At 64.3% G+C, this 26,329-nt stretch carries 31 protein-coding genes and 1 tRNA gene; 21 read left to right on the top strand and 11 right to left on the bottom strand.

What is annotated here, in order from left to right:
• Positions 1–89: 89 nt before the first annotated feature.
• The 3 genes from K3152_RS09335 (at position 90) to K3152_RS09325 (ending at position 1,801) form a co-directional block, all read left to right on the top strand.
• Complete coding sequence (locus tag K3152_RS09335) at positions 90–497, top strand: hypothetical protein (RefSeq protein ID WP_221573860.1); 408 nt, start codon at positions 90–92, stop codon at positions 495–497.
• Between the two features lie 73 nt (positions 498–570).
• Positions 571–1,038 (top strand): hypothetical protein, encoded by a 468-nt coding sequence (locus tag K3152_RS09330; protein ID WP_221573859.1) that lies wholly within the window; start codon positions 571–573, stop codon positions 1,036–1,038.
• A 91-nt stretch (positions 1,039–1,129) separates the two neighbouring features.
• Entirely contained in the window at positions 1,130–1,801 is a 672-nt protein-coding gene (locus tag K3152_RS09325; RefSeq protein WP_040964761.1) for a glutathione S-transferase family protein, read from the top strand.
• 7 nt (positions 1,802–1,808) lie between these two features.
• Here K3152_RS09325 and K3152_RS09320 read toward each other — a convergent pair whose 3' ends face one another.
• A complete protein-coding gene (locus K3152_RS09320; protein WP_221573858.1) occupies positions 1,809–2,123 on the bottom strand; it encodes a hypothetical protein in 315 nt (104 codons plus the stop codon).
• Between the two features lie 45 nt (positions 2,124–2,168).
• Complete coding sequence (gene mutM / locus K3152_RS09315) at positions 2,169–2,984, bottom strand: bifunctional DNA-formamidopyrimidine glycosylase/DNA-(apurinic or apyrimidinic site) lyase (RefSeq protein WP_221573857.1); 816 nt, start codon at positions 2,982–2,984, stop codon at positions 2,169–2,171.
• A 68-nt stretch (positions 2,985–3,052) separates the two neighbouring features.
• Between mutM and K3152_RS09310 the strand changes: the two genes are divergently transcribed.
• A complete protein-coding gene (locus K3152_RS09310; protein ID WP_221573856.1) occupies positions 3,053–3,784 on the top strand; it encodes a class I SAM-dependent methyltransferase in 732 nt (243 codons plus the stop codon).
• 3 nt (positions 3,785–3,787) lie between these two features.
• Entirely contained in the window at positions 3,788–5,350 is a 1,563-nt protein-coding gene (ubiB, locus tag K3152_RS09305) for a 2-polyprenylphenol 6-hydroxylase (RefSeq protein WP_221573855.1), read from the top strand.
• On the opposite strand, the gene K3152_RS09300 is transcribed toward ubiB, so the two are convergent.
• On the bottom strand, positions 5,328–5,729 hold the full coding sequence (locus tag K3152_RS09300; RefSeq protein ID WP_221573854.1) for a hypothetical protein: 402 nt from the start codon (positions 5,727–5,729) through the stop codon (positions 5,328–5,330). The two genes, ubiB and K3152_RS09300, sit on opposite strands and share 23 nt — an antisense overlap.
• 144 nt (positions 5,730–5,873) lie before the next feature.
• Here K3152_RS09300 and K3152_RS09295 point away from each other — a divergent pair, with 144 nt between their 5' ends.
• Both K3152_RS09295 and dut read left to right on the top strand, forming a co-directional pair.
• A complete protein-coding gene (locus tag K3152_RS09295; RefSeq protein WP_247713334.1) occupies positions 5,874–7,655 on the top strand; it encodes a bifunctional phosphopantothenoylcysteine decarboxylase/phosphopantothenate synthase in 1,782 nt (593 codons plus the stop codon).
• On the top strand, positions 7,648–8,109 hold the full coding sequence (gene dut, locus K3152_RS09290; RefSeq protein WP_221573852.1) for a dUTP diphosphatase: 462 nt from the start codon (positions 7,648–7,650) through the stop codon (positions 8,107–8,109). The genes K3152_RS09295 and dut overlap by 8 nt, the downstream gene beginning before the upstream one ends.
• 90 nt (positions 8,110–8,199) lie before the next feature.
• On the opposite strand, the gene K3152_RS09285 is transcribed toward dut, so the two are convergent.
• Positions 8,200–8,736, bottom strand: coding sequence for a hypothetical protein (locus tag K3152_RS09285; RefSeq protein WP_221573851.1), 537 nt, complete (start codon positions 8,734–8,736; stop codon positions 8,200–8,202).
• A gap of 130 nt (positions 8,737–8,866) precedes the next feature.
• On the opposite strand from K3152_RS09285, the gene K3152_RS09280 reads away from it, so the two are divergent.
• Positions 8,867–9,865, top strand: a complete 999-nt coding sequence (locus K3152_RS09280) for a winged helix-turn-helix domain-containing protein (protein WP_221573850.1) — start codon at positions 8,867–8,869, stop codon at positions 9,863–9,865.
• A gap of 60 nt (positions 9,866–9,925) precedes the next feature.
• Here the strand turns inward: K3152_RS09280 and K3152_RS09275 are convergent, their stop codons facing one another.
• Entirely contained in the window at positions 9,926–10,672 is a 747-nt protein-coding gene (locus K3152_RS09275) for a DUF4136 domain-containing protein (protein ID WP_247713333.1), read from the bottom strand.
• Positions 10,673–10,950: 278 nt separating this feature from the next.
• Here K3152_RS09275 and K3152_RS09270 point away from each other — a divergent pair, with 278 nt between their 5' ends.
• From K3152_RS09270 to K3152_RS09260, 3 genes are all read left to right on the top strand, one after another.
• Entirely contained in the window at positions 10,951–11,694 is a 744-nt protein-coding gene (locus tag K3152_RS09270; protein ID WP_221573849.1) for a YebC/PmpR family DNA-binding transcriptional regulator, read from the top strand.
• A gap of 136 nt (positions 11,695–11,830) precedes the next feature.
• On the top strand, positions 11,831–12,313 hold the full coding sequence (gene ruvC, locus K3152_RS09265; RefSeq protein ID WP_221573848.1) for a crossover junction endodeoxyribonuclease RuvC: 483 nt from the start codon (positions 11,831–11,833) through the stop codon (positions 12,311–12,313).
• Positions 12,314–12,432: 119 nt separating this feature from the next.
• Positions 12,433–12,780: an ArsC family reductase gene (locus K3152_RS09260; protein ID WP_221573847.1), complete on the top strand. Its 348-nt coding sequence runs from the start codon at positions 12,433–12,435 to the stop codon at positions 12,778–12,780.
• Here K3152_RS09260 and K3152_RS09255 read toward each other — a convergent pair.
• Positions 12,774–12,941 (bottom strand): hypothetical protein, encoded by a 168-nt coding sequence (locus K3152_RS09255; protein WP_221573846.1) that lies wholly within the window; start codon positions 12,939–12,941, stop codon positions 12,774–12,776. The two genes, K3152_RS09260 and K3152_RS09255, sit on opposite strands and share 7 nt — an antisense overlap.
• 92 nt (positions 12,942–13,033) lie before the next feature.
• The gene (gene ubiG, locus K3152_RS09250; RefSeq protein WP_221573845.1) at positions 13,034–13,792 is read right to left on the bottom strand and encodes a bifunctional 2-polyprenyl-6-hydroxyphenol methylase/3-demethylubiquinol 3-O-methyltransferase UbiG; all 759 of its coding nucleotides are present in this window, start codon (positions 13,790–13,792) and stop codon (positions 13,034–13,036) included.
• A gap of 53 nt (positions 13,793–13,845) precedes the next feature.
• Between ubiG and K3152_RS09245 the strand changes: the two genes are divergently transcribed.
• From K3152_RS09245 to purU, 5 genes are all read left to right on the top strand, one after another.
• Positions 13,846–15,126, top strand: a complete 1,281-nt coding sequence (locus K3152_RS09245; protein ID WP_425594674.1) for an aspartate kinase — start codon at positions 13,846–13,848, stop codon at positions 15,124–15,126.
• Positions 15,127–15,134: 8 nt separating this feature from the next.
• A complete protein-coding gene (gene purT / locus K3152_RS09240) occupies positions 15,135–16,298 on the top strand; it encodes a formate-dependent phosphoribosylglycinamide formyltransferase (RefSeq protein WP_221573844.1) in 1,164 nt (387 codons plus the stop codon).
• A 45-nt stretch (positions 16,299–16,343) separates the two neighbouring features.
• Complete coding sequence (locus tag K3152_RS09235) at positions 16,344–17,360, top strand: NAD(P)H-dependent flavin oxidoreductase (RefSeq protein ID WP_221573843.1); 1,017 nt, start codon at positions 16,344–16,346, stop codon at positions 17,358–17,360.
• Position 17,361: 1 nt separating this feature from the next.
• A complete protein-coding gene (locus K3152_RS09230; RefSeq protein ID WP_221573842.1) occupies positions 17,362–17,688 on the top strand; it encodes a hypothetical protein in 327 nt (108 codons plus the stop codon).
• A 73-nt stretch (positions 17,689–17,761) separates the two neighbouring features.
• Positions 17,762–18,616 carry a formyltetrahydrofolate deformylase gene (gene purU, locus K3152_RS09225; RefSeq protein WP_221573841.1) on the top strand — a complete coding sequence of 285 codons (855 nt, stop codon included), beginning with the start codon at positions 17,762–17,764 and terminating at the stop codon, positions 18,614–18,616.
• A gap of 18 nt (positions 18,617–18,634) precedes the next feature.
• Here the strand turns inward: purU and K3152_RS14150 are convergent, their stop codons facing one another.
• Positions 18,635–19,081, bottom strand: a complete 447-nt coding sequence (locus K3152_RS14150; RefSeq protein ID WP_247713332.1) for an NINE protein — start codon at positions 19,079–19,081, stop codon at positions 18,635–18,637.
• A gap of 206 nt (positions 19,082–19,287) precedes the next feature.
• Between K3152_RS14150 and K3152_RS09215 the strand changes: the two genes are divergently transcribed.
• The 4 genes from K3152_RS09215 to K3152_RS09200 all read left to right on the top strand — a co-directional run bounded on the left by K3152_RS09215 (position 19,288) and on the right by K3152_RS09200 (position 22,976).
• Positions 19,288–20,160, top strand: a complete 873-nt coding sequence (locus tag K3152_RS09215) for a dienelactone hydrolase family protein (RefSeq protein ID WP_221573840.1) — start codon at positions 19,288–19,290, stop codon at positions 20,158–20,160.
• Entirely contained in the window at positions 20,157–21,416 is a 1,260-nt protein-coding gene (locus tag K3152_RS09210; protein WP_221573839.1) for a serine hydrolase domain-containing protein, read from the top strand. Before K3152_RS09215 ends, K3152_RS09210 begins: the two co-directional genes overlap by 4 nt.
• A 94-nt stretch (positions 21,417–21,510) precedes the next feature.
• Positions 21,511–22,533, top strand: coding sequence for an SPFH domain-containing protein (locus tag K3152_RS09205; RefSeq protein WP_221573838.1), 1,023 nt, complete (start codon positions 21,511–21,513; stop codon positions 22,531–22,533).
• A complete protein-coding gene (locus tag K3152_RS09200) occupies positions 22,533–22,976 on the top strand; it encodes an NfeD family protein (RefSeq protein ID WP_221573837.1) in 444 nt (147 codons plus the stop codon). Before K3152_RS09205 ends, K3152_RS09200 begins: the two co-directional genes overlap by 1 nt.
• Positions 22,977–22,992: 16 nt before the next feature.
• Here the strand turns inward: K3152_RS09200 and K3152_RS09195 are convergent, their stop codons facing one another.
• Positions 22,993–23,943: a complex I NDUFA9 subunit family protein gene (locus K3152_RS09195; protein WP_221573836.1), complete on the bottom strand. Its 951-nt coding sequence runs from the start codon at positions 23,941–23,943 to the stop codon at positions 22,993–22,995.
• A 185-nt stretch (positions 23,944–24,128) separates the two neighbouring features.
• Between K3152_RS09195 and K3152_RS09190 the strand changes: the two genes are divergently transcribed.
• Positions 24,129–24,215, top strand: a tRNA-Leu gene (locus K3152_RS09190).
• 13 nt (positions 24,216–24,228) lie between these two features.
• Here the strand turns inward: K3152_RS09190 and hutC are convergent.
• Together hutC and K3152_RS09180 are read right to left on the bottom strand one after the other, a co-directional pair.
• On the bottom strand, positions 24,229–24,921 hold the full coding sequence (gene hutC / locus K3152_RS09185) for a histidine utilization transcriptional repressor HutC (protein ID WP_221573835.1): 693 nt from the start codon (positions 24,919–24,921) through the stop codon (positions 24,229–24,231).
• A complete protein-coding gene (locus K3152_RS09180) occupies positions 24,918–26,288 on the bottom strand; it encodes a formimidoylglutamate deiminase (protein WP_221573834.1) in 1,371 nt (456 codons plus the stop codon). The genes hutC and K3152_RS09180 overlap by 4 nt, the downstream gene beginning before the upstream one ends.
• Between the last annotated feature and the right edge of the window lie 41 nt (positions 26,289–26,329).

Here is a 26,329-nt window from a genome sequence, read left to right as displayed (position 1 = left end):
CTCCTCTTGCTGGAAGGCGTAGGGAAGCGAGCGGGCAGGGGCAAGCAGCGTTGCTTGCGGTTAAGGGCCTGTCCGCTAGAAGGCCTGCCATGAAAGCGCTTCTCGCACCGCTCGCCCTGATTGCCATCGCTCCTGCCGCGCTTGCGCAGGAAGGGCCTCCTGCCGCCCCGCAACCTGCGGAAGAAGCCGAAGCGCTGCCGCAGCTGACCGCAGAGCAGGAAGCTTCGTTCCGCTGTGCCATGACATTTGCGCTCGTCTCCGGCTGGCAGAAGGGTGGCGACGAGCGCGGCGCGGCGTGGGAGGACATGGAGGCCAATGGCGGGAAAGAGTTTTTCGTGCGCACCATGGCCTCACTCATGGACGACCACGGCCTGACCCGTCCGCAGGTCATGCGGCTTATCGCAAATGGCATGGAAGACATGCAGGAACGAATGCTCGAAGACGTCGAACTACGCATGCCGGCATGCCTGCTGATGAAACAGGCATCGGGCCTCTAAACGCCCGTTCAGCCCCCTTTCAGCGGCGTTTTGCTAGTCATTCCGGGTAGCCGAAACCACCCGGGGAATCCCCATGCGTAAACTCGTCCTGTCCGCCCTCGCCGCGAGCGTTGTCGCCGCGCCTGCTCCCCTGCTTGCGCAGGACGAGGCGCAAGACGAAGCACCGCTCGCGCTGGAAGAGCCGGGCGATGACTTCTCCGGCATGGCAGAGCGCTTCAAGGACCCCGAGCAGCAGCGCCAGATGGCGCTCATGCTGCGTACGATGAGCGAGGTCTTGCTAGACATGCCGCTCGCCCCGCTGATGGAGGCCCTGAACGACGTTGGGGGCTCGGTCGCAGGCGAGGATGCGCCCGAGGTCGACCCGGACGCGACCTTGCGTTCGATGGCACCCGAGGCCGACCGCGTGCCCGAGGAAATCGAGAAGAACCTGCCGCGCGCACTCGACGCGATGGGTTCGATGGCCGAGGCGATGGAAAAGATGATGCCGGCGCTGAAGGACATGGCCGAGCGCATGAAGGAAGTCGGGCCAACGAACGAATAGCAAGCCGTCTGATTGTCCTTGTAAAAATTTGATACAGCCACGCTGGCTCATGTGGATTTTGCTGCGCGGGTGAGGCATGGGGTTTGCCAGCATGTGGCAGCTCCACCAATTCCCCTTGTGTCCCTTCAGCCGGAAACTGCGCCTTCTCCTGGGCGAGAAGTCGGTTGCCTACGAACTCGTGCGCGAGAATCCGTGGGACGGGCGCGATGCGTTCTGGCAGTTGAACCCGGCGGGCAAGACACCGGTGCTGCACGACCCTGCGCGCCGCGCGACGCTGTGCGATAGCCAGGCAATTTGCGAATTCATCGAGGAAACGGTCGAGCGCAATCCGATGATTTCGGGCAATGCGATGCAACGCGCGGAAATCCGCCGGCTGGTCGCGCTGTTCGACGAGAATTTCTACGCCGACGTGACCGAGCCTGCGCTGCACGAGAAGATGAAGAAGCGCCTCATCACCAAGCAGCCGCCCGACGGGCAGGTGCTGCGGAGCATGGGCCGGATGCTGCACGGCCATCTCGATTACATCGACTGGCTGGTCGACACGCGCCAATGGCTGGCGGGGCCGCAGCTGAGCCTCGCCGACCTCACCTGCGCGGCGCATCTTTCGGTGGTCGATTACCTCGGCGCGGTCGACTGGCGCGGGCACGAGCAGGCGCAGGGCTGGTACATGGTCATGAAAAGCCGCCCCAGCTTCCGCCCGCTGCTTAGCGAGAAGATGGACGGGCTACCGCCGCCACGGGAATATGCTTCGCTGGATTTGTGAGGGGCCGCTAAGGGCGCTGTTCTTTCGAATTCAGACACTCGACCATCCACAGCTCGACCCGACAGACAAAATACAGGATCACCCAGATGATCGGGATGGCGACCAGCGATCCGGCTAAGACTGGACCTGGCGGCGGGTCGTCGACTTCCATATCGACCATCCAATAGAGAAGATTGGCGATGAACAACGCCGGGACAATGCTCGCCCCGATGAGTGCGGACAGTTGGGTCTTCCGAGTTAACCCATAGGCCAAGATCGTCGCCACCAGAGGGACGGCCAGAAGTCCGGCGAATGTGATCAAGAGATAGGTCGGAATTTCCATAGCGGATTGTTATCTCTTCCCATGTTCCAAGACAACCTCTGGCGCCTACCTCTGGCAAATCGGACAAAACCACGTGCTGCGGCCGCCCTGCACGATGCGGCGGATCGTGCCGCTGTCCTCGTGGTGGCAGGGTTCGCCCTCGCGGCCGTAGACGTGGAAGCGGGTGGCGAAATAGCCGAGGTTTCCGTCGGGCTGGGCGAAATCGCGCAAGGTGCTGCCACCGTCGCGGATGGAGCGTTCCAGCACGTCCTTGATCGCGGGGACGAGGCGGCGCAGCTGCGGCATGGTAACCTTGCCGCCGGCCTTTCGCGGATGGATGCCCGCGTGCCACAGTGCCTCGCAGACGTAGATATTGCCGAGGCCCGCCACGATGCTCTGGTCGAGCAACAGCAGCTTGATCGCCTGTTTGCGCCCGCGTGTTGCCTCGCGCAGGTGCTCGGGAGTGAGACCTTCGCCCAGCGGCTCCGGCCCCAGCGCGGCGAAGGGTTTCCATGTCACCAGCTCGCCGCTCGTCATCAGATCGACCGAGCCGAAGCGGCGCGGGTCGTTCAATGCGAAGCGGTGGCCTGCGGTTTCGATCACCAGATGGTCGTGCTTCTCATCCGCCTCCGGGTCGATCCGCCAGCGCCCGCTCATGCCGAGATGGAAGATCATCGCATGGTCACGGCTGGTGTGGATGAGGCCGTATTTCGCCCGGCGCGACAGGTGCGTCACGCTGGCGCCTGTCAGCGCCTGCACCAGATCGGGCGGGAAGGGGCGGCGCATATCGGGGCGGTTCACGCTCACCCGCGTGATCGTCTCGCCTTCGAGGAACCGCGCAAGGCCGCGCACCGTTGTTTCGACTTCGGGAAGCTCTGGCATGAAAACCCCTCTAACACCCTTTGCGCTCCGCTCAATTCCCCCTAAGGCCCATCCTTATGAACACGCCCATGAGTGACACCGTTTCCTTCGGCTACGAAGACATCGATGCGAGCGAAAAGACCGGCCGCGTGGGCGAGATCTTTTCGAGCGTCGCCGCCAAATACGACATCATGAACGACGCGATGAGCGGCGGGATGCACCGGCTCTGGAAGAACCGCTTCGTCGCGCGCGTGAAGCCGCAGCCGGGTGAGCAGATCCTCGACATGGCCGGCGGCACGGGCGACATCGCCTTCCGCATGGCGGAGCGTGGAGCGAGCGTGACCGTGTCGGACATCAACCAGGACATGCTCGACGTCGGTATCGAACGCGCGATGGAGCGCGGGATCGACGGCCTCGTCTGGAGCCGCCAGAACGCCGAGGAGCTGGCGTTCTCGAGCCGCACTTTCGATGCCTACACCATCGTCTTCGGCATCCGGAACGTGACCTTCATCGACAAGGCCCTGAAGGAGGCGCACCGCGTGCTGAAGTACGGCGGGCGCTTCTATTGCATGGAATTCAGCCAGACCGACTGGCCCGGCTTCAAGGAAGTCTACGACCTCTATTCGCACCAGCTCATGCCCAAGATCGGCAAGGCGATTGCCAATGACGAGGACAGCTATCGCTACCTCGCCGAATCGATCCGCCGCTTCCCGAAGCCGCCCGAATTCGAGGCCATGATCCGCAATGCAGGCTTCGAAAACACGCGGGTCGAGAAAATCCTCGGCGGCGCGGTGAATATCCATTCGGGGTGGAAAGTCTAAGGCGTGGCACGTCCCGCAACGCATATCTGGCGGCTCCTGAAATGGGGCCGCACGCTGGCGAGGCACGGCGCGCTGCGCGGTATCGAGCGCGATCCCAACACGCCGCCGCCGGTCAAGCGGCTGGCACGGATTGCGCGGCTCGGCACGGTGCAGCCGAGGGAGCCCGATTACGCAGGCGCCTTCCGCGATATCGGCCCGGCCGCCATCAAGCTGGGCCAGACGCTGGCAACGCGGCCCGACCTCGTGGGCGAGGAAGCGGCGAAGAACCTCCTGAGCCTGCAGGACGACCTGCCGCCCGTTCCCTTCGAGCAGATCAAGGCCAGCATCGAGGCGAGTTTCGAGCAGCCTCTGGAAAACCTCTGGGCCGAATTCGACCCCGTGCCGGTGGGCGCGGCCTCGATTGCGCAGGTCCACCGCGCGGTCACGACCGAAGGCAAGACGGTCGCCGTCAAGGTCCTGCGCCCCGGCGTGCGCGAGCAGTTTGCCAAGGATATCGACACGTACGAATGGGCCGCCGCCCATCTCGAAAGCTTCGGCGGCGAGGCTGCGCGCCTGCGCCCGCGCCTCACCATCGCCAATTTCAAACGCTGGACCAATCGCGAGCTCGACCTGCGCCGCGAAGCCGCCAGTGCGTCGGAACTTGCCGAGCACATGGTCGGCACGGAGAAATACGAGATCCCCGGCATCGACTGGGACCGGACCAATGGCCGGGTGATGACCGTCGACTGGATCGACGGGATCAAGATCAGCGACACCGAGGCGTTGATTGCCGCGGGCCACGACATGGACGAGCTGGCGAGCCGCCTCGTGCTCGCCTTCCTCAAGCAGGCGATCGCGGCCGGCTTCTTCCACGCCGACATGCACCAGGGGAACCTGTTCGTGAAGGCGGACGGGACCATCGCCGCGATCGATTTCGGCATCATGGGCCGGATCGACCGGCGCGCGCGCATGTGGCTGGCGGAAATCCTCTACGGCCTGACGACAGGCAATTACCGCCGCGTCGCCGAAATCCATTTCGAGGCGCAATACGTCCCGAGCTATCACAATGTCGACGAGTTCGCGACGGCGCTGAGGGCCGTGGGCGAACCCATGCGCGGCAAGCCGGTGAGCGAACTCAGTGTCGGCCAGATGCTCGACGGGCTGTTCGCCATCACGCGCGATTTCGACATGCAGACGCAGCCGCATTTGCTGCTGCTGCAGAAGACCATGGTGATGGTCGAGGGCATCGCCACCCAGCTCAATCCCGCCATCAATATGTGGGACGTTTCCGCGCCCTACGTGCGCAGCTGGATTCGCGACGAGCTGGGCCCCGAGGCTGCGATTGCAGACCGTATCCGCGAGGATACCGAGACGCTGCTGCGCATCCCCGACCTCGTGCGCCGGATCGAGGACCGCTTCCCGCCCAAGGGCGGCGCGCCAGAGCCGCCGCCGCTACCCGAAATCCCGATCGAGTTCGGACCCGGCGCACCCAGGAAGGAGCGCCGCGGATGGCTCGGCTACATAGCCGCGATGGGCGTGGGCGGGCTGGCCGTCTGGGCCGCGCTTACGCAGGGTCTGCTGGGATAGGCCTGCCACCTGGAAAGGTTTTGATGGCCAGCACCATGACGACGATGTGTAGGGCTTCGACCGTCATCGGGCCGTACCAAAGCTCGTAATCGCCAACGACAATCAGGTTCACCAACCGCCCGGTAAAGGCGATTACGAACAGCGCGAGCGCGGGCCACAGGATGTCCGCGCGGCGCTTCCATGCAGCCCACCCTTCGCACAGCGCAGCGACGAGGAAGAAGGCGGTAAAGTCCGCCCGCATGGAAGAAAGCCCCTGCGCATCGGGCGAACGCAGGCCGAAATCGGCACCGGTCGTGGCAGGGTCGAGGAAGAAACTCACCCCCAGGAAAAGGTTCAGCAGCGCCCCCAAGGCCAGCAGGACTACCAGTATGAAGTGCATCGCAAACTCCCCCTTTGTTACCGTTTTCTCAACCATAGGCTGGCATGGCTAGCCGTCAATCGCGCGTATGTCGGCAAGGACGTGCCGAATCATCTGCGCTGGAAATGAGTGACGGGGGGCGCTAGCAAGCGCATCGATGACGCAATGGGAATACACCAGCCGGTCCGCGCAGCTGACGCCGCGCAGCACGAAAACAGCAGGGGAGGGCGCGTGAGCGGTCCGAAAATCCTGCTCGTGATCGGGGGCGGTATCGCCGCCTACAAGAGTTGCGAGCTCGTGCGCCTCATCAAGAAGGCGGGCGGCGATGTCACCTGCGTCCTGACCGAAGGCGGCCAGCAGTTCGTCACTCCCATGGCGCTCGCTGCGCTCAGCGAAAACAAGGTCTACACCTCGCTCTTCGACCTGAAGGATGAGGTCGAGATGGGGCATATTCAGCTCTCGCGTCAGGCCGACCTCGTGGTCGTGTGCCCCGCGACGGCGGACCTTCTTGCCAAGATGGCCGCGGGCATTGCCGACGACCTTGCCACCACGCTCATCCTTGCGACCGACAAGCCGGTCGTCACCGTGCCGGCCATGAACGTGCGCATGTGGGAGCATTCTGCCACCCAGCGCAACGCGGAGTGGCTGCGCCAGGCGGGCGTTACCGTGATGGACCCCGACGAAGGCGCGATGGCCTGCGGTGAGTTTGGCCCCGGCCGCCTGCCCGAGCCTGCCGCCATCCTGCAGGCAATTGCCGAGCAACTCGACCTCGATATCGAAGTGCCCGAGCTCGCCGCGCCCGCACCGCAGCTCGAAGCTCCCAAGGCGAAGGCCAAGGCCAAGCCGGTGGCCGAAGAAATTGAGGAGGACGAAGACGAGGGCGAAGAGGAGGACCTGTCCTCCGGCTCGGGCCTCGGCAGCCTTCTCAATGCCATCATCCCGCGCTCGACTGCCAAGCGCAGCCAGGAAGAAATCGAGGAAGATTTCGACGAGGCCAGTTTCGACGAAGCCGAAATGGACTTCGAGGAAGAAGCCTTCGAAGACGGCAAGTTCGAAGTCGACATGGACAGCCCGCTGCTCGCCAAGAAGGGCGGTGCGGCTGCTGCTCCCCCGACCGATGCCGAGGCCATCAACGACCAGGTCGGGAAGAAGGACGCGCGCGCCAAGGCCCAGCCCATCCCCGAAGAGGTCGAGGTGCTGGAACCCGAAGCCGTCATGGCCGCCGACCCGCTCCACGGGCAGGCGATCTTCGACGAGGACCCCGAGCATCGCCCGCTCTACGGCAAGCACGTGCTGGTCACCGCAGGCCCGACGCGCGAGCCCATCGACCCGGTGCGCTACATCGCCAACCGCTCGAGCGGGAAGCAGGGCTTCGCGATTGCCGCCATGGCCGCCGCAGCCGGTGCGCGCGTGACGCTGGTCACCGGACCCGTGCACCTGCCGACACCGCTTGGCGTCGACCGCATCGATGTCGAGACCGCCGAGGACATGGCTGAGGAAGTGCGCAATGCGCTCCCCGCCGATGCCGCATTCATGGTCGCTGCCGTGGCCGACTGGAAGAGCCGCCATGTGGCGGGCGAGAAGATGAAGAAGCGCGGCTCCGCGCCGCCGGCTCTCATCCTCGCCGAAAACCCCGATATCCTCGCCGCCGTGGCTGCCGGGCGCAAGCGTCCGCACCTCCTCATCGGCTTTGCCGCCGAGACGGAAAACGTGGTCGAGAACGCCAAGTCCAAGCGCAAGCGCAAGGGCGCCGACTGGATTGTCGCGAACAATGTCGCAGGCGGCATGGGCGAAAGCGTGATGGGCGGGGACCTGAACCAGGTTCACATCGTCACGCAGGGCGGGGTCGAAAGCCTCGCCGAAATGCCCAAGGAAGACGTCGCGCGCGAACTGGTGCGCCGCGCTGCCGAGGCGCTTGCAGAGCCCGAGGTGGACCCGCGTGACTGATACGGTCGGCGTGAAGATCAAGCGCCTGCCGCATGGCCATGGGCTCGACCTGCCCGCTTACGCCACCGACGGCGCGGCAGGCATGGATGTTCTGTCCGCGGAGAGCGTCACGCTCAAGCGCGGCCAGCGTCATGCGGTCGCGACCGGCCTTTCGATGGCCATCCCGCAGGGCTACGAAATACAGGTCCGCCCCCGCTCGGGCCTCGCGCTGAAGCATGGCATCACCGTGCCCAATACGCCCGGCACCATCGACAGCGACTATCGCGGCGAGCTGAAAATCATCCTCATCAACCACGGTGATGACGATTTCGCAATCGAGCGCGGCGACCGTGTGGCGCAGCTCGTTCTCGCGCCTGTAACGCAAGCCGCCTGGGAAGAGGTCGACGACCTCGATGCGACGACCCGCGGCGAAGGCGGCTTCGGCTCCACTGGCGGCCACGCGAAGCTTACCTGACTTTCTCTGCAGGGAAGTGACGCCCGCCCCAGGGGAGGCGAGCGTCACGGAAGGTGGTCGCGACTGGCGACCGTGGGCGCAGAGCTGGACTCAGTCCGCGCACGCCTTGCGGAAGAGGAGGGCTGCTATCGCCCACAATGCGGCGAATACACCAAGGACGCCCCATTCGACGCCGTGACCGGGCATGGTGAAGGCTGCGACCAGTCCAAGGATCGGCTGCAGGATGGCTAGGGCCAAGCACGCTCCGCGCATCACTGCAGGACGAAATTTGAAGACCAGCGCGAGGACTATGGCGGCGAAGACTGCGAGCGTGAAACCACCGTTCACCGGCTCGCTCTCTGCCCCGATGATGCCGACTGCCATGTTCGACCACAGCGTCAGGAAGGAGAGCAGGGTGAAAAGCGCGATTGCCGCCGCTTGCAGGCCGCTGCGGCCGATACGGAACGCGAGCTCGACACCGCCACCTAGCAGGCCGAGGAGGATGGCGGCGAAGACGAAGTCGCCGCCACTCCAGTTTGCCTCGCGGGTGAATTGCATGGCTACGGCAGGCAGCGCCAGCAGGGCGAGCAATGCGCCCCAACCGGCGATGCGCCAGCCGTTGAGCCATGGTGTCTTGGTGTCGGTCATCTTGTGCCTCGTACCCTTGCGTTGGCGATGACCATGTTCCTAGGTGCCCGCCGGATGAGCGGCATGAGCAATTCGTGAGCAATGGCTGAAACCCTTCCTCACGCGGCCCTCATCGCCTAACCAGCAGGCGATGGGAGAGAATTCCGCCATCTTGCGCTTCGGCCAGTTCACGCTCGACCTTGCGGACCGGCGCTTGCTGCGCGGGGGCCAAGCTGTCGAGCTGGGCAGCCGCTATTTCGACGCGCTGGCGCTGCTGGCGCGGCATCCCGGACAACTGGTCTCCAAGGACCGGTTTATGGACGAGGTCTGGCGCGGCATTCCCGTTACCGACGAGGCGCTCACGCAGGCAATTCGCACGCTGCGCCGGGCATTGGGCGACGAGGCATCCGCGCCGCGTTTCATCGAGACGGTACCCAAGCATGGCTATCGCTTCGTTGCCGAAGTGGAAGACGTACAAGCGCCCGAAAAGAAGAGTGCACGGCAATCCCCAGCGGCGCGCATTGCGGGGGCGACCACATTGGGTGGGCTTGCGGCGGGAGTCGTTGGCGGGGCCTTCTACGGGATATTCGCCACGAGCGGAGGTATTGCGGGCTTCGTGACGCTCTTGCTGCTGACATCGGCGCTCGCGCTGCTGGGAGGTGCGGGCATCGGCACCGGAATGGCGCTTGCATCGCTTTGGCGCGGGGAGCGAAGCTGGGCCGTCGTGGCAGGCGGGGCGGCAGGCGGAGTGGTCGTGGGTGCGCTGGGCTCGGCGCTGGCAAGTTACGGTTTGCGGGCGCTCACCGGGATGGAGCTGGGCAGGGTTACGGGGCTGTTCGAAGGCATGGTGCTGGGATTGGCGGCTGCCGCGGCGACGGTCGCCGCGTGGAGGTTGTCGCTTTCGCGCCCCACGGCAATTGTTGCTGCGCTAGTTTGCGGCGCTGGCATCGCCGCCATGACCGCTGCGGCAGGTGGTCGCTTCTACGCTACCACGCTGGCGATACTCGAATGGCGCTTCCCACATTCAGACCTCCGCATGGCGGGCGTTGGAAGCGCGCTCGGAGAAATCGGGACCGCTGCGCTTGAAGGCGCGGTCTTCGCCGCCTCCATCGCTATGGCCAACATCATCGCAAAATCACGACAGGCATGAAAAAGGGCGGCCCGATCCTTGGCCGCCCTTCTCGTGTTTCCCGTCCGGGGTTTGTCCGGTTTACCGCACGCGGCGAACCGTGTTCTCGTCTTCCGGCTTCACCGTGATGCGCACCGTCTCGCCCGAATTGCCGGGAAAATCGGTGAACATGGCTTCGACCAGGTTCGGCACGAGGTACTGCAGGCGGTTCGAGCGCGACAGGGCCTGCGCCTTGCCTTCGAACAGGCGCTCGCCGGTGGCGGCGCGGTCGATCTTCATCTCGATACCGCTGGTGTAGACCGTATAGCTGCGGACTTCCGGGCCACCCATCCACGGGTCGTAGAAGCCATAGCCCCAGGGCCTGCCGGCATAGCCGACGCGCACGATGCGGCCATCGCGGGTGCGGACATAGCGCGGGCGGTAATAGGGCGAACGGTAGCCGTAATATCCCATGCGGCCATAGGCGCGCCACGGCGAATAGAACGGGTCGTGCATGCCGGTGGTGCGAACGCGCTCGCGGCCTTCGTCGACACCGTAGTCGAAGCGAACCAGCAGCGTGGCGTCCTCGGGCGAGGCAGCCTGCGCATATCCGAGACGAGCCATCTGCTCTTCGACATGGTCGGCATATTGCGCGAATTCGAGACCGCCGGCGAGGCTCGGGTCCTCGGCGACGACGGCGAAACTTTCACCCTGCGGGGCGGGAAGCTGCGTCTTGAAGCGCGATACGTCGGCGTTGAAACCGGTGGTGCAGGCGGCAAGGCCTGCCAAGATCATCGGTACGGAGGCCAGTTTGAGAGTGCGCCCCCAACCCTTTGCACGGGTAGTCATAACTCTTGGTCCTTTCGCTTCGTACCGGTCACTTCCGCGGGAGTGCGAAAACACATGTAGCACGAATTGTCGTAACTGTCGCTGTGTGCCGTGTCCGGACCTGTTTCCCGGGGACATTCTTCCAGCGAATGACCATGGTTTTAGAGGTTAGGCCATGAACCCGCTTTGAATATGCGGATTCACATATGTTTCACCCTGGTCCAAGGGTTGTGCGCTACGCATTCGAGCGGCTAAAGGTCCGCCGATTCCAAACCCATTTCAGGCGGCAAAGACGACCCATGGCAGGCCATTCCAAGTTCAAGAACATCATGCACCGCAAGGGCGCGCAGGACAAGAAGCGCTCGAACCTCTTCTCCAAGCTCAGCCGCGAAATCACCGTGGCAGCGAAGATGGGCATGCCCGACCCGGACATGAACCCGCGCCTGCGCCTTGCGGTCAACAACGCCAAGTCGCAGTCGATGCCAAAGGAAAATATCCAGCGCGCCATCGACAAGGCGACCAGCGGCGACGACGAGAATTTCGAGGAAGTGCGCTACGAAGGCTATGGCCCGGGCGGCAGCGCGATCATCGTCGAGACCCTGACCGACAACCGCAACCGCACCGCCACTGCCGTGCGCACAGCTTTCTCGAAGAACGGCGGCAATCTCGGCACCGAAGGCAGCGTGCAGCACGGCTTCGAACGCCTCGGCTTCATCCTCTATCCGGCCGCTGCGGGTGACGAGGAAAAGGTCCTCGAGGCCGCCATGGAGGCGGGCGCGGAAGACATCACCTCGACCGAAGACGGCCACGAAATCTGGACCGCGGCAGACGACCTCCACCAGGTTGCTGGCGATCTCGAAAAGGCGCTGGGCGAAGCGGAGACCGTGAAGCTTGCGTGGAAACCCAACATCACCGTCGACATGGACGAGAAGAACGCCGGCACGCTCCTCAAGCTCATCGACGCGCTCGAAGACGATGACGACGTCCAGACCGTCTGGGGCAATTACGACATCTCGGACGAGGTGATGGAGAAGGTGGGCTGATCCTCCCCGGTCCGGGGAGGGGGACCGCGACGCAAAGCGGCGTGGTGGAGGGGACTTTGCCACTTTCACCTGCGCTTGGGGCCGATCCCCTCCACCATCCTGCGGATGGTCCCCCTCCCCATGCTGGGGAGGAAGGATGATCATTCTCGGCCTCGACCCCTCGCTAAGCTGCACCGGCTGGGGCATCATCCGCGCCGAGGGTTCGCGCATCACCCATATCGGCAACGGTCAGGTGCCGACCGACGCCAAGATGCCGATGACCGAGCGGCTGGCGGCACTGCAGCAGGCCCTGGCGGCCGTCATCGCCGCGCATTCCCCGGACCGCGCGGCTGCAGAAGAGGTGTTCGTCAACAAGAACCCGCAATCGACGCTTAAACTCGCTCAGGCGCGCGGGGCTGTGCTCGCTGCCTGCGGCGGTGCGGGGCTGACCGTCAACGAACACGCCGCACGGCTGGTGAAGAAGGCTGTCGTCGGCACGGGCGGGGCCGACAAGACACAGGTGCAGGCCATGCTCAAGATCCTGCTGCCGGGCGCGAAGATTGCCGGTGCCGATGCCGCAGACGCGCTCGCCGTGGCTATCGCCGATGCGCATCTTTCCTACGCCCCGGGCGCGCGCTAGGTCTTGGCCAAAGCGGTGCGGCGACAGCCCGAAACCGGCAGTTGCGCGCCAATTTCCGGCCCTCGCGCTTTTCCGCGCTGGACCGTGTTCCATCTGTTCCATCCTGTAGGACCGCACGAATGACCATCCATGTTTACGGCATCCCCAATTGCGATACCGTCAAGAAGGCGCGCAAGTGGCTCGACGCCCATGGCCTCGAATACACCTTCCACGACTACAAGAAGGAAGGCGCCGATGCAGGCAAGCTTGCATCATGGTGCGATGCGGCGGGCTGGGAGGTTCTGCTCAACAAGCGCGGAACGACGTTTCGCAGGTTGGACGATGCCGACAAGGCCGAGTTGGACCGCGACAAGGCGATCGCCTTGATGCTGGAACATCCGAGCATGATCAAACGCCCGGTCGTCGAATACGATGGCGGCGTGTTGGTCGGTTTCAACGAGGAGGAATGGACAACGGCGCTTCAGTAGCCGCTTTCATCACCCCAGTCGTGATTCCCGCCGGCGGTAAACCCGCGCGCGCCTTCGTTCGAAGTGCTGGTGATCTGGCGCTTGATAGTGCCGAAGTCATTGCCCGACCCGTAAATCAGGCCGACCACTATGGCTGTGCCGAGGAGGAGCTTCTTGAACATACTTCGGGAAAATACCCGATTCGTCGTTAACTCCGGCCTAAGACTTAGCCTTACCGCAAGCGGCGCAGCTGTTAACGGATGGGGCTGCGTGGTCAGCGCGCCCGGGCCGTGACGATGTAATTGAGCGAGAGGTCGTCCGAGAGGTGGAGGCCTTTCATCGGCGAGAAGGCAATGCCCTTGGGCTCGCCCATCTCGAGGCCTGCCGCAGCGAGGAGTTCGCCGAGTTCTTCGGGCGTGATGAAATCGTCCCAATGGTGCGTACCGCGCGGGATGAGGCCGATGCCCTCGGCCGCCCCGATCATCAGCGTGCGGCTGCGCACAGTGCGGTTCGGGGTCGAAAGGACCATCAACCCGCCCGGCGCGAGGCGTGCAGCAAGCTCGTTGGCAAAGGCCTGCTTGTCGGCGACATGCTCGATGACCTCCATCGCGGTGACAAGGTCGAAGCGGCCGATATCGTGGCTCGCCAGTTCGCCTGCCATGTAGCGGATATCGAGACCCGAGCGCTCGGCATGAATGGCGGCAGCGGCGGTGTTCTCGGGCGCGGCGTCCACGCCGGTCACCTCGGCGCCGAGCCGGGCAAGCGGTTCGCACAGCAGCCCTGCGCCGCAGCCGACATCGAGCGCACTCTTTCCGGCCAGCGGTTTTGTGTCGCGAATATCGCCCGCCCAGTGCAGGTCGATGGCTTCGCGCAGGAATTTCAGGCGCACCGGGTTGAGCTTGTGGAGCATGGCGGAGGAGCCCTTCGGGTCCCACCAGTCCGCCGCGAGCTTGCCGAAATGCGCGGCCTCATCGGGCCGGATCGTTTGGCCGGTATAAGTTTTGCTTTGACGGCTCGTGGTTGCATCGCTCATGCCGCGTGGCTAGCAGCCTCAAGGCAGTCATTCCAGCACGGAGAATTCCCCGCTTGGCCCGTATCGTGATGAAATTCGGCGGCACCTCCATGGCGGGGACCGAACGCATTCGCCGCGTCGCCAATATCGTGCGCAAGCAGGCGGCGGGCGGTAACGAGGTCGCGGTCGTCGTCAGCGCCATGGCGGGCGAGACCGACCGGCTGGTCAATTTCTGCCGCGAAGCAAACGCGCTTTACGACCCCGCCGAATATGACGTGGTGGTCGCGAGCGGCGAACAGGTCACTTCGGGCCTGCTGGCTCTCACCCTGCAATCGCTCGGCGCGAAGGCACGCAGCTGGCTCGGCTGGCAGCTTCCGGTCCGCACGATCGAGGCGCATGCCAAGGCTCGGATTGCGGACATCGATGGTGACGAGCTTACCGCCTCCATGAAGGCCGGCGAGATCGCAGTCATTCCCGGCTTCCAGGGCCTGTCCGACGACGGGCGCATCACGACGCTCGGACGCGGAGGCTCGGACACCTCGGCAGTCGCTGTGGCGGCGGCGGTGAAGGCCGACCGCTGCGATATCTACACCGATGTCGACGGGGTCTACACGACCGACCCGCGCATCGTTGCCAAGGCGCGCAAGCTGAAGGCGGTGACGTACGAGGAAATGCTCGAACTGGCGAGCGTGGGGGCCAAGGTGCTGCAGACCCGCAGTGTAGGCCTAGCCATGAAGGAGGGCGTGCGCGTGCAGGTCCTCTCCAGCTTCGTGGGCGACGATGCCGTCCCCGCAGACGAACTTCCGGGCACGATGATCGTGTCGGAAGAGGAAATGAACGAATTGGTGGAGAAGGGCCTCGTGGAACGCCAGCACGTAACGGGCATCGCGCATGACAAGAACGAAGCGAAGGTGATCCTCACCCGCGTGCCCGACAAGCCGGGCGCGGTGGCGCATATTTTCGAGCCGCTCGCCAAGGCCAGCATCAATGTCGACATGATCATCCAGAACGTCGGCCGCGACAAGGGCGAAACGGACGTGACCTTCACCGTCCCTCAGGCCGACCTCGCGCGCGCGCAGGCGCTGCTCGAGGACAAGCGCGACGACATCGGCTACAACCGCCTCATCACCGACAGCAAGATTGCCAAGATCTCGGTCGTCGGCGTCGGCATGAAGAGCCACGCTGGCGTTGCGGCGACGATGTTCCAGGCTCTGGCCGACCGCGGCATCAACATCCAGGCCATCACGACTTCGGAAATCAAGGTCAGCGTGATGATCGACGAGGACGAGACCGAACTCGCGGTGCGCGTGCTGCACACGGCCTATGGCCTAGATGCAGCCGACGAGGCGGCGTAGGAGCGGGGATGGGCTTTACTGCGAAAATCCTGCTGCTGGGTTCTGGCGAACTGGGGCGCGAATTCGTCATCTCGGCGAAGCGGCTCGGCGCTTACGTGGTGGCTTGCGACAGCTATGACGACGCGCCTGCCATGCAGCTGGCCGATGCGCGCGAGGTCTTCTCGATGCTCGATGGCGAGCGGCTGCGCGAGGCGGTCGAGACGCACCGGCCCGACTACATCGTCCCCGAAATCGAGGCCATCCGCACCTCGGTACTCGCCGAGCTGGAGGAAGAGGGCTTCACCGTCGTCCCCTCCGCCCGCGCGGCGCAGCTGACCATGAACCGCGATGCCATCCGCGACCTCGCGGCAAACGAGCTGGGTCTGGTGACGTCGAAATACCGCTACGCGAAGAACCTCGACGAGGTGCGCGCGGCGGCCGAGCACACCGGCTTTCCCTGCGTCATCAAGCCGGTCATGTCGTCGAGTGGCAAGGGCCAGAGCACCGTGCGCGAGGAGGGCAGGCTGGAGGAGGCGTGGGACTATGCCTGCGCCAATATGCGCGGCGACCGCCAGCGCGTCATCGTCGAGCAATTCGTCGACTTCGACTATGAAATCACCCTGCTGACCGTCCGCCACAGGGGCGGCGTGACCTTCTGCCCGCCCATCGGCCACCGGCAGGAGCGCGGCGATTACCAGGAAAGCTGGCAACCCACGCCCATGTCCGACGCGGCCACCGCGAAGGCGCAGGGCATGGCGAAGAAAGTGGTCGACGACCTCGGCGGTTATGGCCTGTTCGGGGTCGAATTCTTCGTGAAGGGCGAGGAGGTCATCTTCTCCGAGCTCTCACCGCGCCCGCACGACACCGGCATGGTCACGCTGGTGAGCCAGAACCTCACCGAATTCGACCTCCACGCCCGCGCGGTAATGGGCCTGCCGGTCCCTGCCGAACTGCGCGCAAGGCCCTCAGCAAGCGCAGTCATCCTCGCCGAGCGTGATAGCGCGGAGCTATCCTACGAAGGCCTCGCCGATGCGCTCTCGGAGAGTGGAGCCGACCTGCGCATCTTCGCCAAGCCCACCAGCCGCCCTTATCGCCGGATGGGCGTGGCGCTGGCGACGGCTGGCGACACCGACGAGGCACGCCGCAAGGCCCGCGATGCCGCGCACAAGGTCCGCATCAGCTACGGCGACTAGCTGCCCGCTTGCCGTAACGTTGCGCGCGTCCTAAGCGCTCCTCCCATGACAGACTTTCCCAAGACCGACCGCCTGATGCAGCGCGGCGCAGAATTCCTCGGCTCCAAATATGCCATCCTGTGCGGCGCGATGAGCTGGGTGTCGGAGCGCAACCTCGTCTCCGCCATCTCCAACGCCGGTGGTTTCGGCGTGATTGCCTGCGGGGCGATGACACCCGAACTGCTCGAGAACGAGATTGCCGAGACGCAGAAGCTGACCGACAAGCCTTTCGGCGTGAACCTCATCACCATGCACCCGCAACTCTTCGACCTCATCGAAGTGTGCGACAAGGCGGGCGTGAGCCATGTGGTGCTGGCGGGCGGTATCCCGCCCAAGGGCAGCGTCGAGGCCATCAAGGGCGGCGCAAACCCCGCCAAGGTCATCTGCTTCGCGCCGACGCTGGCGCTGGCGAAGAAGCTGCTCCGCTCGGGCGCCGATGCGCTGGTCATCGAAGGCATGGAAGCGGGCGGCCATATCGGCCCTGTCTCGACCAGCGTGCTGGCGCAGGAAATGCTGCCTGAGCTCTCCGAAGAGCACCTGATCTTCGTCGCCGGCGGCATCGGGCGCGGAAATGCGATTGCGGGCTATCTCGAAATGGGCGCAGCGGGTGTCCAGCTCGGCACGCGCTTCGCCTGCGCAGCCGAAAGCATCGCGCACGAGAACTTCAAGAAGGCCTTCTTCCGCGCCAATGCACGTGATGCGATCGCCAGCGTGCAGGTAGACCCGCGCCTGCCGGTCATCCCGGTGCGCGCGCTGAAAAACAAGGGCACCGAGGAATTTACGCGGAAACAGATCGAGGTTGCAGGCGTTCTGGACCGCGAGGAAATCGCGATGGAAGAAGCACAGCTGCAGATCGAGCATTACTGGGCGGGCGCACTGCGCCGCGCGGTCATCGATGGCGATGTCGAGAATGGCAGCCTGATGGCCGGCCAGTCGGTCGGCATGCTCAAGGCGGAAGAGCCCGTCGCGGACATCATGCAAAAGCTGATGGCGCAGAGCGAGGAAGCGCTGACGCGCAGGTGACATGGAAATCCACCGGCTCGATCTCGATGTCGCGATTTATCGCGACCGGGTGCAGGTAACGCACCGGCCGACCGATACATTCGTCGACCAGCGGGCCGAATATCCCTTTTCGACCGAGCGTTCGATCGTCGGCAATGCGCGCTATCTGGAAGACACCATGGTCCGCGCCATCCGCAAGGTCATCGCGCAGGGAGGCTTCTCGCTGCGCGACCCGATTGCCCGCGTGGTACGCTGCGACGGCCCCCTGGCAGAGGACGAGCGGGTGATCGTGGAGTATTCGCTGCGCGAGACCGGCATGCGCCAGGTCATCTTCGAACTCGAGGAATGAGAAACCCGCCGTTTGGCGCGGCCTAGTATGTCGCGCTTGCCTTGTGGCGGGTCGAGGCGGCAATAGCGGGGCCATGAGCGAACCTCTCGTCCTGACCCTGTCCTGCGCCGACCGCCCGGGAATCACTGCGCGCGTCACGTCCTTCCTGTTCGAGCGCGGGGGCAATATCCTCGAAGCGCAGCAGTTCAACGACCGTGCCTCGGATGCCTTTTTCATGCGGGTGGAATTCGACCCCGGCGAGGCTTCGCGCGAAGCCATTCGCGAAGATTTTGCTGCAATCGCAGGCGAGTTCTGCATGGACTGGAAACTGGCGCTACGCGACCGAGCGCGGCGTGTGCTCATCATGGTCAGCAAGTTCGACCACTGCCTTGCCGATTTGCTCTACCGTTGGCGTATCGGGGAAATGCCGATGGAGCCGGTGGCGATCGTCTCCAACCACCCGCGCGAAGCCATCGAGCACACGCCGCTGGGTGACATTCCCTTCCATCACCTGCCCATTACCAGCGATACCAAGGCAAGCCAGGAAGCGAAGGTGCGCGAACTCGCCGACCGTTACGATGCCGAACTGGTCGTGCTGGCGCGCTACATGCAGATATTATCCGACGAGCAGGCGGCGCATTTCGCGGGGCGATGCATCAACATCCACCATTCCTTCCTGCCCGGCTTCAAAGGTGCAAAGCCCTATCACCAAGCCTACGAGCGCGGGGTGAAGATGATTGGCGCGAGCGCGCATTACGTCACCGCCGACCTCGACGAAGGTCCCATCATCCACCAGGCGGCAGAGCCCATCAGCCATGCCGACAGCCCGGAAGAACTGGTGCGAAAGGGCCGAGATATCGAAAGCCGCGTGCTGGCCGAGGCCGTGCGCCTTCACTTGGAAGAACGCGTCCTCCTGGGTGGCCAGCGCACGGTGGTTTTCAGGAGCTGATCAGGGGCTGGCCCGACTTCACCCGTATTTCTGCCAGAAGCGTTCTTCGTCCATCACGAGATAGACGATGCCTTCGACAAAGGCGATAATCGCAGGGATGAAGGTCCAGCAGAAGATGAGGTAGATCAGGCCTTGGCCGACACGGTTGAGGTAGAATTTGTGCCCGCCAAACCCGCCGAGGAACCAGGCGAGGATGAAGGCGACGATTTTGCTCTTGGTGCGGCTGTAGCCGACCGGTCCGGCCTGCGTGGTGTTGCTGACCGCGGCGTTCATGTAGACGTTTCCGCCCCGCTCGCTCGCGCGCATGGCTTCTTCTGCGCGGCGCAAGGAAACGTCGAGCGTTTCACCGCAGTGCCGGCATTTCTTGGCGCGTGCCGAAATCGTTTCGTCGCACATCGGACAGTTGGTCTGTGCGACCTGCGCGCCCTCGTTTACGCCGAATTCGGCGTCTGCCTGCGTAGCCATTTGTAATCCCCCCGAATAAAATTCCACTTCTTTGTGGAGCGGCACCGTCGAGGGGTCAAGACATACTATTACCGCTTCGAATTTAGGCGGTTAATATTGCCCTACCGAGCGGCCAGGTCCGCCGCGGTATTTCAGCCTCCGTCGCCCTTGTCGACTACGGTGGCACTGCTAGTCTTGGCTCCGGACGGGGAAGTGGAGAGAGATGCATGTGCGACCAGGAAGACCTTGCCCGCTGGGCGAAGCAGAAGCTCACCCGCAGGACCTTCGGCGCGGGCACGCTGGCAGGTGCGGCGGCGGCTTGTTCGCCGGGAGAACCGGTCAATAGCCAGGCCGATGGACCGAGCACGATAGCCCATGGCAATGTTACCATCGCGACCCCGTCGGGCACGATGGACGCGGAATTCTTCCACTCCGGAACCGGCAAGTCGCCCCCGGTGCTCTTCTGGCCCGACATTGCCGGGATTCGCCCGGCCAAGCGCGCCATGGCGCAGCGGCTGGCGGAAGAAGGCTATGCCGTCCTCCTAGTGAACCCCTATTACCGCGATGTCGCTGGCGAACAGTTCGCCGACTTCGCCGATTTCGCCGGCAATGGGGGATGGGACAAGGTGAAGCCCTGGCGGGCGAAACTCGATGCCGAAGCTATTCGGAGCGATGCTCGCGCGGTGGCCGAATGGTTTGCCGGGCAGGCGGCGGTCGACCAGTCGGCAGGCATTGGCACGCAGGGCTATTGCATGGGCGGCCCCTTCACCATCTGGAGCGTCGCCGCGCACGATCATTATCACGCTGCAGCCAGCTTCCACGGAGGAGGACTCGTCCGCGAAGGCGAGGACAGCCCGCACCGCATGCTGCGCGAAGATGCGCACTACCTCATCGCGATTGCCGAGAACGACGATGCGAAGGAGCCGGAAGCCAAGACCGCGCTTCGCAATGCCGCCAGCGCGGCCGGGACGACTGCCGAAATCGAAGTCTATCCCGCCGACCATGGCTGGTGTGTTCCGGACAGTCCTGCCTACGACAAACCCGCCGCTGAAAGGGCGTGGAGCCGATTGCTCGCAACCTATGCCGAGGCGCTCGTATGAAGCTGCTCCTGCGCGTCGTGGCGGCGCTTGCCGCTTGTCTCGGCACCCCGCTCGCCGCGCAAGACTATGAGCCGGATTGCGAGCGGATAGCCGCATTCCTCGATGATATTGTTGAACAGGAACGCGTGGCAGGCGCTTCTGCACTCGTCTGGAAAGGTGGCGCCGAACGATGCTTCGATGCCGCCGGGATGGCCGATCGCGAAAAAGGGCGCGAGTTTAACCGCGACACCGTGGTCCAGTTCTTCTCCATGACCAAGCCGGTCACCGGCGTCGCGGTGATGACGCTGTGGGAAGAGGGCAAGTTCCACCTCGACGACCCGCTCCACTGGCATCTCCCAGAGTTCCGCGATGTCGAGGTGCTGCGCGGTGAGACTGTCGATGGGCGCGTGATCACCAGCCCGCCGCGTCGCCCCATAACCGTGCGCGACGTTCTGCGGCATACGGCGGGCTTTACCTATGGCCCGGACGGCGATCCGCAAAACCACGCCGACCTCGTGTGGAACGACTTGCAGCCCCTGTCGCCCGACAAATCGCTCGCCGAATTCTCGCAGGCGATGGCGCAGGTCCCGCTGCTCTACGAGCCGGGCACGCAGTGGCACTACAGCGCAGCTGTCGACGTCCAGGCGCGGTTGGTCGAGGTCCTCTCGGGAAAACCATTTGCGCAATATGTCGAGAAAACGATCTTCGACCCGCTCGGGATGGACGACATGGGCTGGCCCAATGCCCGTACGGACTTGCATCGCCTGGCGACGATCTATGATGTGGGGCCGGGCGGAACTTTCACCCCGGTGCTGAATCCGGACTGGATTGCTGCGGGCTTCGTCGGCAAACCGATGACCATGGGTGGTGGTGGGCTGGTCGGGACAGTCGACGATTACCTTCGCTTCGCCCGCATGTTGCTGGGCGATGGCGCGCTTGATGATGTGCGCATCCTGAAGCCGGCCACGGTGGGGTTGATGGCGACCGACCACCTCGACCCGTCGATTGGTCCAGAACGCCGGTCTTTCCTCCCTGGCAAGGGTAGCGGCGGCTTCGGCTTCGATTTCTTCGTCCGCACCGCGCCGCCCGCCACGCCGGACGAAAACCGCGGTAGCGTCGGCGAATTCTTCTGGGACGGCTGGCCATCGATGCTGTTCTGGGTCGATCCGCACCAGGACATGGTCGTCATCTTCGCGACGCAGAAAATGCCTTTCGACAACCAGTTGCACCATGATTTCCGCGATGCGGTTTATGGGCCGGAATATACCGGACGCTAACCTCTGTCGAAATAAGGGCGCGTCACATCCGGTTTTGCTTGCCCGCCGACAAAGGCGCGCTAGCATCGCCGACAGGATCATTCAGGGGGTCATCATGGATTTGCTAGCCGTTCTTATCGCCATTCTCGGACTGGTGATTATTTTCATCGCGATGGGCGTTCGCGTCGTCAAACAGGGGTATGTTTACACGATCGAGCGGCTCGGCAAGTTCACGCTGGCGGCCGAACCGGGCCTCCACGTCATCATCCCCTTCATCGACCGCGTCGGGCAGAAGGTGAACATGATGGAGCAGGTGCTCGACATTCCGGGGCAGGAAATCATCACCGCCGACAACGCGATGGTCGGCACCGATGCGGTGGTCTTCTTCCAGGTCCTCGATGCGGGCAAGGCGGCTTACGAGGTTTCTAACCTCTACAACGCCATCATGGCGCTCACCACCACGAACCTGCGTACGGTCATGGGCTCGATGGACCTCGACGAAACGCTGTCGAAGCGTGACGAGATCAACGCCCGCCTGCTCTCGGTGGTCGACCATGCGACCTCGCCATGGGGGGTAAAAATCACCCGTGTCGAGATCAAGGACATCCGTCCGCCGATGGACATCTCCGAAGCCATGGCCCGCCAGATGAAGGCGGAGCGTCTGAAGCGCGCCGAAATTCTCGAGGCGGAAGGCGACCGCGCCTCGAAAATCCTTCGCGCAGAAGGTGAGAAGCAGTCCGCCATCCTCGAAGCAGAAGGTCGCCGCGAATCTGCTTTCCGCGATGCCGAGGCGCGCGAGCGTGAGGCCGAGGCAGAAGCCAAGGCAACGCAGGTCGTCAACGATGCCATCGAAGGTTCGGGCGGGCAGGCGCTCAATTACTTCGTGGCGCAGGAATACACCAAGGCCATCGGCAAGTTCGCCACCAGCCCCAACGCCAAGACCATTCTCTTCCCGGTCGAGGCGACGCAACTCATCGGCTCGATCGGCGGCATCGGCGAGCTGGTCAAAGGCATCACCGACGACCGCCCGGGCGGCGGCACGCCGCCGCGCACTCCCTCGCCCAGCCCCGCACCGCGCCCGCAACCGCGCTCCGCTGCGCCGAGCGTTCCGCGTAGCGGCTATTCGGGAGACCGTTAATGGAATGGTTCGAAACGCTCGATAGCCACTGGATCTGGATCGCGCTGGGCTTCTTCCTCGCCGCGGCCGAAATCCTCGTCCCCGGGGTCTTCCTGATCTGGCTGGCGGGAGCAGCCCTGCTGACGGGGCTCATAACGCTCGTCCTGCCGATCGGCGTGCCGATCCAGGTCGTGGTTTTCGCCGTGCTCGCCGTCGCCGCCGTGTTCATCGGACGCAATTACCTGCGCGCGCACCCGGTCGAAGACGCCGATCCCAAGATGAACCGCCGCGGCATGCGTCTGGCCGGTGAAATCGCGGTCGTTACGTCGGCCATCGACGGCGGTACCGGCAGGGTGAAGCATGGCGACAGCGAGTGGCTGGCGAAGGGCTGCGACGCGGCGGTCGGAGACAAGGTCCGCATCAGCGGCAGCGACGGCGCGGTGCTGATTGTCGAGCCGCTTTAAAGGCGGCTTTCGCTGATCAGGCGCTGAGGCGCGGCTCGAAACGGCCGTGCTTGCGGAAGCGCGTCATCCACTTGTCGAGGAACAGGCCGAGCGGTTTGGGCTCGATGCCGAACTTCTCGAAGCCGGGATAATCTCCGCTGGCGACATTGCCTTGCTTGAGCAGGTTCCACTGGTCGCTGCCCATCGGCGTGCCGGGAAGCGCGGCGAATGTGGCCGAGAGCGCGTCGGGCATCGGCAGGAAGGTGCGCTTGCGGCGCTGGGCATCGGCGATGCGCTGGTTCACTTCCATCATGGTGAGCGCTTCGGGCCCGCCAAGCTCGTAAGTCTTGCCGCCATGCTTGCCCGGGTTCTCGAGCGCCTGCGCGATGGCTTCGGCGACATCGTCGACATAGACCAGCTGCAGTTTGGCCTCGGGTCCGAAGACTGGCAGCACCGGCAGCTTGGAAATCAAATCGCCGAACATGTTGAGGAAGTTGTCGTCCTTGCCGAAGATAATCGACGGGCGGACGATGGTGGCGTTCTTGTAGGCCGCCTTCACGCGCTCTTCGCCGAGATGCTTGGCGCTGGCGTATTCGTTGACCGTATCCTCGTCCGGCTCGGCTGCGATGGCGCTGACATGGACGAAGCTCTGTGCACCGGTGCTCTTGGCTGCCTCGGCCATCCAGCCCGGTGCCTCGCCCATGAGCTTGCGCAGATTGCCGTCGAAGCTGCCGACGAGGTTTACCACCGCATCGGCGCCTTCGATGCAGCGCTCCACGCTCTGGCGGTCGGTCGCGTTCATGCGCGCGAACTGCAGCTGGCCGAGATTGGCGAGCGGTTTGAGCTTGAAGGCCGCTTGCGGGTCGCGTCCGCAGATGCGCAGCCGCGCGCCGCGCGAGAGCAGCGCCTGCGCCACGTAATTGCCGAGGAAACCGGTGCCACCCATCAGCACCACCATCTTGCCGTTCAACGCGCCGCTCTTTGCCATCTGTCTCGTCTCGAAATTTCGCGAAATGGGGAATCGTGGCTGCGCCCTAGCCGCAAGGCGCGCGTCCCCGCAAGCATTCGCCGCACGCGGTGCGCAATTAGCGTTGACAAGGTGCCAGCCCCTTCGCTAGTGGCCCGCGCCTACCACGGACGCGGACACCAATGTTCCGCATCCTCGACAAGTGTGCCCAGATGGCGGAATTGGTAGACGCACCGTCTTCAGGTGGCGGCGCTCGCAAGGGCGTGGAGGTTCGAGTCCTCTTCTGGGCACCACTTTTCCCGATAATCAGATTGTAAAATCGAGCTCGTATCCGGGCGCGTAGTATAGTGTCACGGCGGTGACCGATGCCTCGCCGAGCCATGTTGTGCGCCGCATGGTGAAGAGCGGGGCCGACAGCTCGACCTGCATTGTTTCGGCGGTTTTGTTGTCGGCGCTCGTTGCGCTCAGGGTCACGGTGCCCCGGGAGAAGGGGACTTCGCGCACCAGCCATTCGTTGGCGCTGAGGTTGCCGAGCGCCTCGACCGTGAACTGCGGCACGTTGGCGAGGTTTATCCATCGGCGCTCGAACGCGAAGACCTGTCCATCGGCGAGGTGGAGGGTTTCGAGGTAGGCGCATTCCTGTGCGGGCAAGAGCCGCATTTCCTCGCGCGTTGCAGTGTCGGGCCTTCCTACCGAATGCGTAGTGACCTCTGGGGTATAGGCTAGACCGCGCTCTTCGACCTGTTCGCGCACGAGCGGGATGGCGAATTGCGCCTGTGGAGCGGGCAGGGGGCTGACCCGCGTGCCGCCCCGACGCTTGCGCTCGACGATGCCTTCTTCGGCGAGTGCCTGCAGTGCGCGGTTCACCGTGGTGCGCGAGCAGGCGTATTCTTCAGCAAACTCGACCTCGCCGGGGATGAGGTCACCCAGCTGCCATTCGCCCGCCACGATGCGCTTGCGGATGGCCTCGCGGATGGACTGGTGGGTGTTGCTGTTCACAGGGCCTCCGCCAATTCGCGCATCGTCTTGCGGAAGCGCGCGGTGATGGCCTCGCGGCGGATGTGGTTACCCTCGGTCACGATATGCCGGCCTGCGGACCAGACGTCGCTGACGGCTTTCTCCTCCGCGCCGAATATCCACGCATCCAGCCGGTGGTCGGGGGTCGGCCAGTCGAGAAAGGGTGTTTCGTCGGACAGGGCGACGAGGTCGGCGAGCATGCCGGTCTCGATGCCGCCAGCATTCCTGCCGATAGCCTTCGCTCCGCCTGCGGCGGCGCGTTCGAGGAGGTTGCGGCCGTTCGAACGGTTCGCGTCATCGGTCAGCACGGCACGCTGGCGCAGGGCGAGGCGCTGCGAGACCTCGAGCATGCGCAATTCCTCGGCGAGCGAGATGCGGATGTTGGAATCGGAGCCGACACCGAAGCTGCCACCGGCGGCGAGGAAGGTTTGGGCAGGGAAGATACCGTCGCCCAGATTTGCCTCGGTCGTCGGGCACAGGCCTGCCACCGCTCCCGAGCGGGCAAGGTCGGTTACCTCGCCATCGTCGACATGCGTTGCGTGGATGAGGCACCAGCGCGCGCCTGCACCTACGGCGTCGAGCAGGTAGCGGACCGGGCGCGCGCCGAGGTGGGCGGAGACTTCCTCGACTTCCTTCACCTGCTCGGCGGCGTGGATGTGGATGGGGCCGTCGGGGCAGAGTTCGCGGCAGGCGTCCAGCCCGTCTCGGCTTACTGCGCGCAATGAATGCGGGGCAATGCCGAGGCGGAAATCGGATGGCATGTCGCGCGCCGCGTCCACGATGGCTTCATAGAGCTTCGCGAACTCGTCCGGCGTGCAGCCGAAGCGCGCCTGGCCCTCTGAGAGCGGGCGGTCATCGAGTCCGCCGCGGCTGTAAAGCACCGGCAAATGGGTCAGCCCGATACCGGAGGTTTCGCTCGCAGCCATGATGCGGCGCGAGGTCTCTGCCATGTCGGCAAAACGCGCGCCTCCGGGCTGGTGGTGGAGGTAGTGGAATTCGGCGCTGGCGGTGAAGCCCGCTTCCGCCATGTCCATCTGCACCTGCGCGGCGATGACCTCGATATGCTCGGGCGTGAGCACGCCGAGGAAGCGGTACATGACCTCGCGCCAGCTCCAGAAATCGTCCGCGCCCGAGGGGCCGCGCGTCTCGGCGAGACCCGCCATGGCGCGCTGGAAGCTATGCGTGTGGAGGTTGGCGACACCGGGAACGAGCGTCCCGACGGCGGTGGCTTCATCAAAACCGCCCCCGTCGACCGAGGTGATGCAGCCATCATCGTCCCAGCTCACGACCGCATCCGCCAGCCAGCCTGCGGGGGTCAGCACCTGCCTTGCCGAGATTTTACCGCCCATCGCTCATTGCGCCTTTCGCTGAATATGTGCATACATAATCA

Source organism: Qipengyuania polymorpha (assembly GCF_019711435.1).
Taxonomy (GTDB): Bacteria; Pseudomonadota; Alphaproteobacteria; order Sphingomonadales; family Sphingomonadaceae; genus Qipengyuania; species Qipengyuania polymorpha.
Note: the sequence above shows the minus strand (reverse complement) of the source record. Positions and strands in the feature narration are given on the sequence as shown.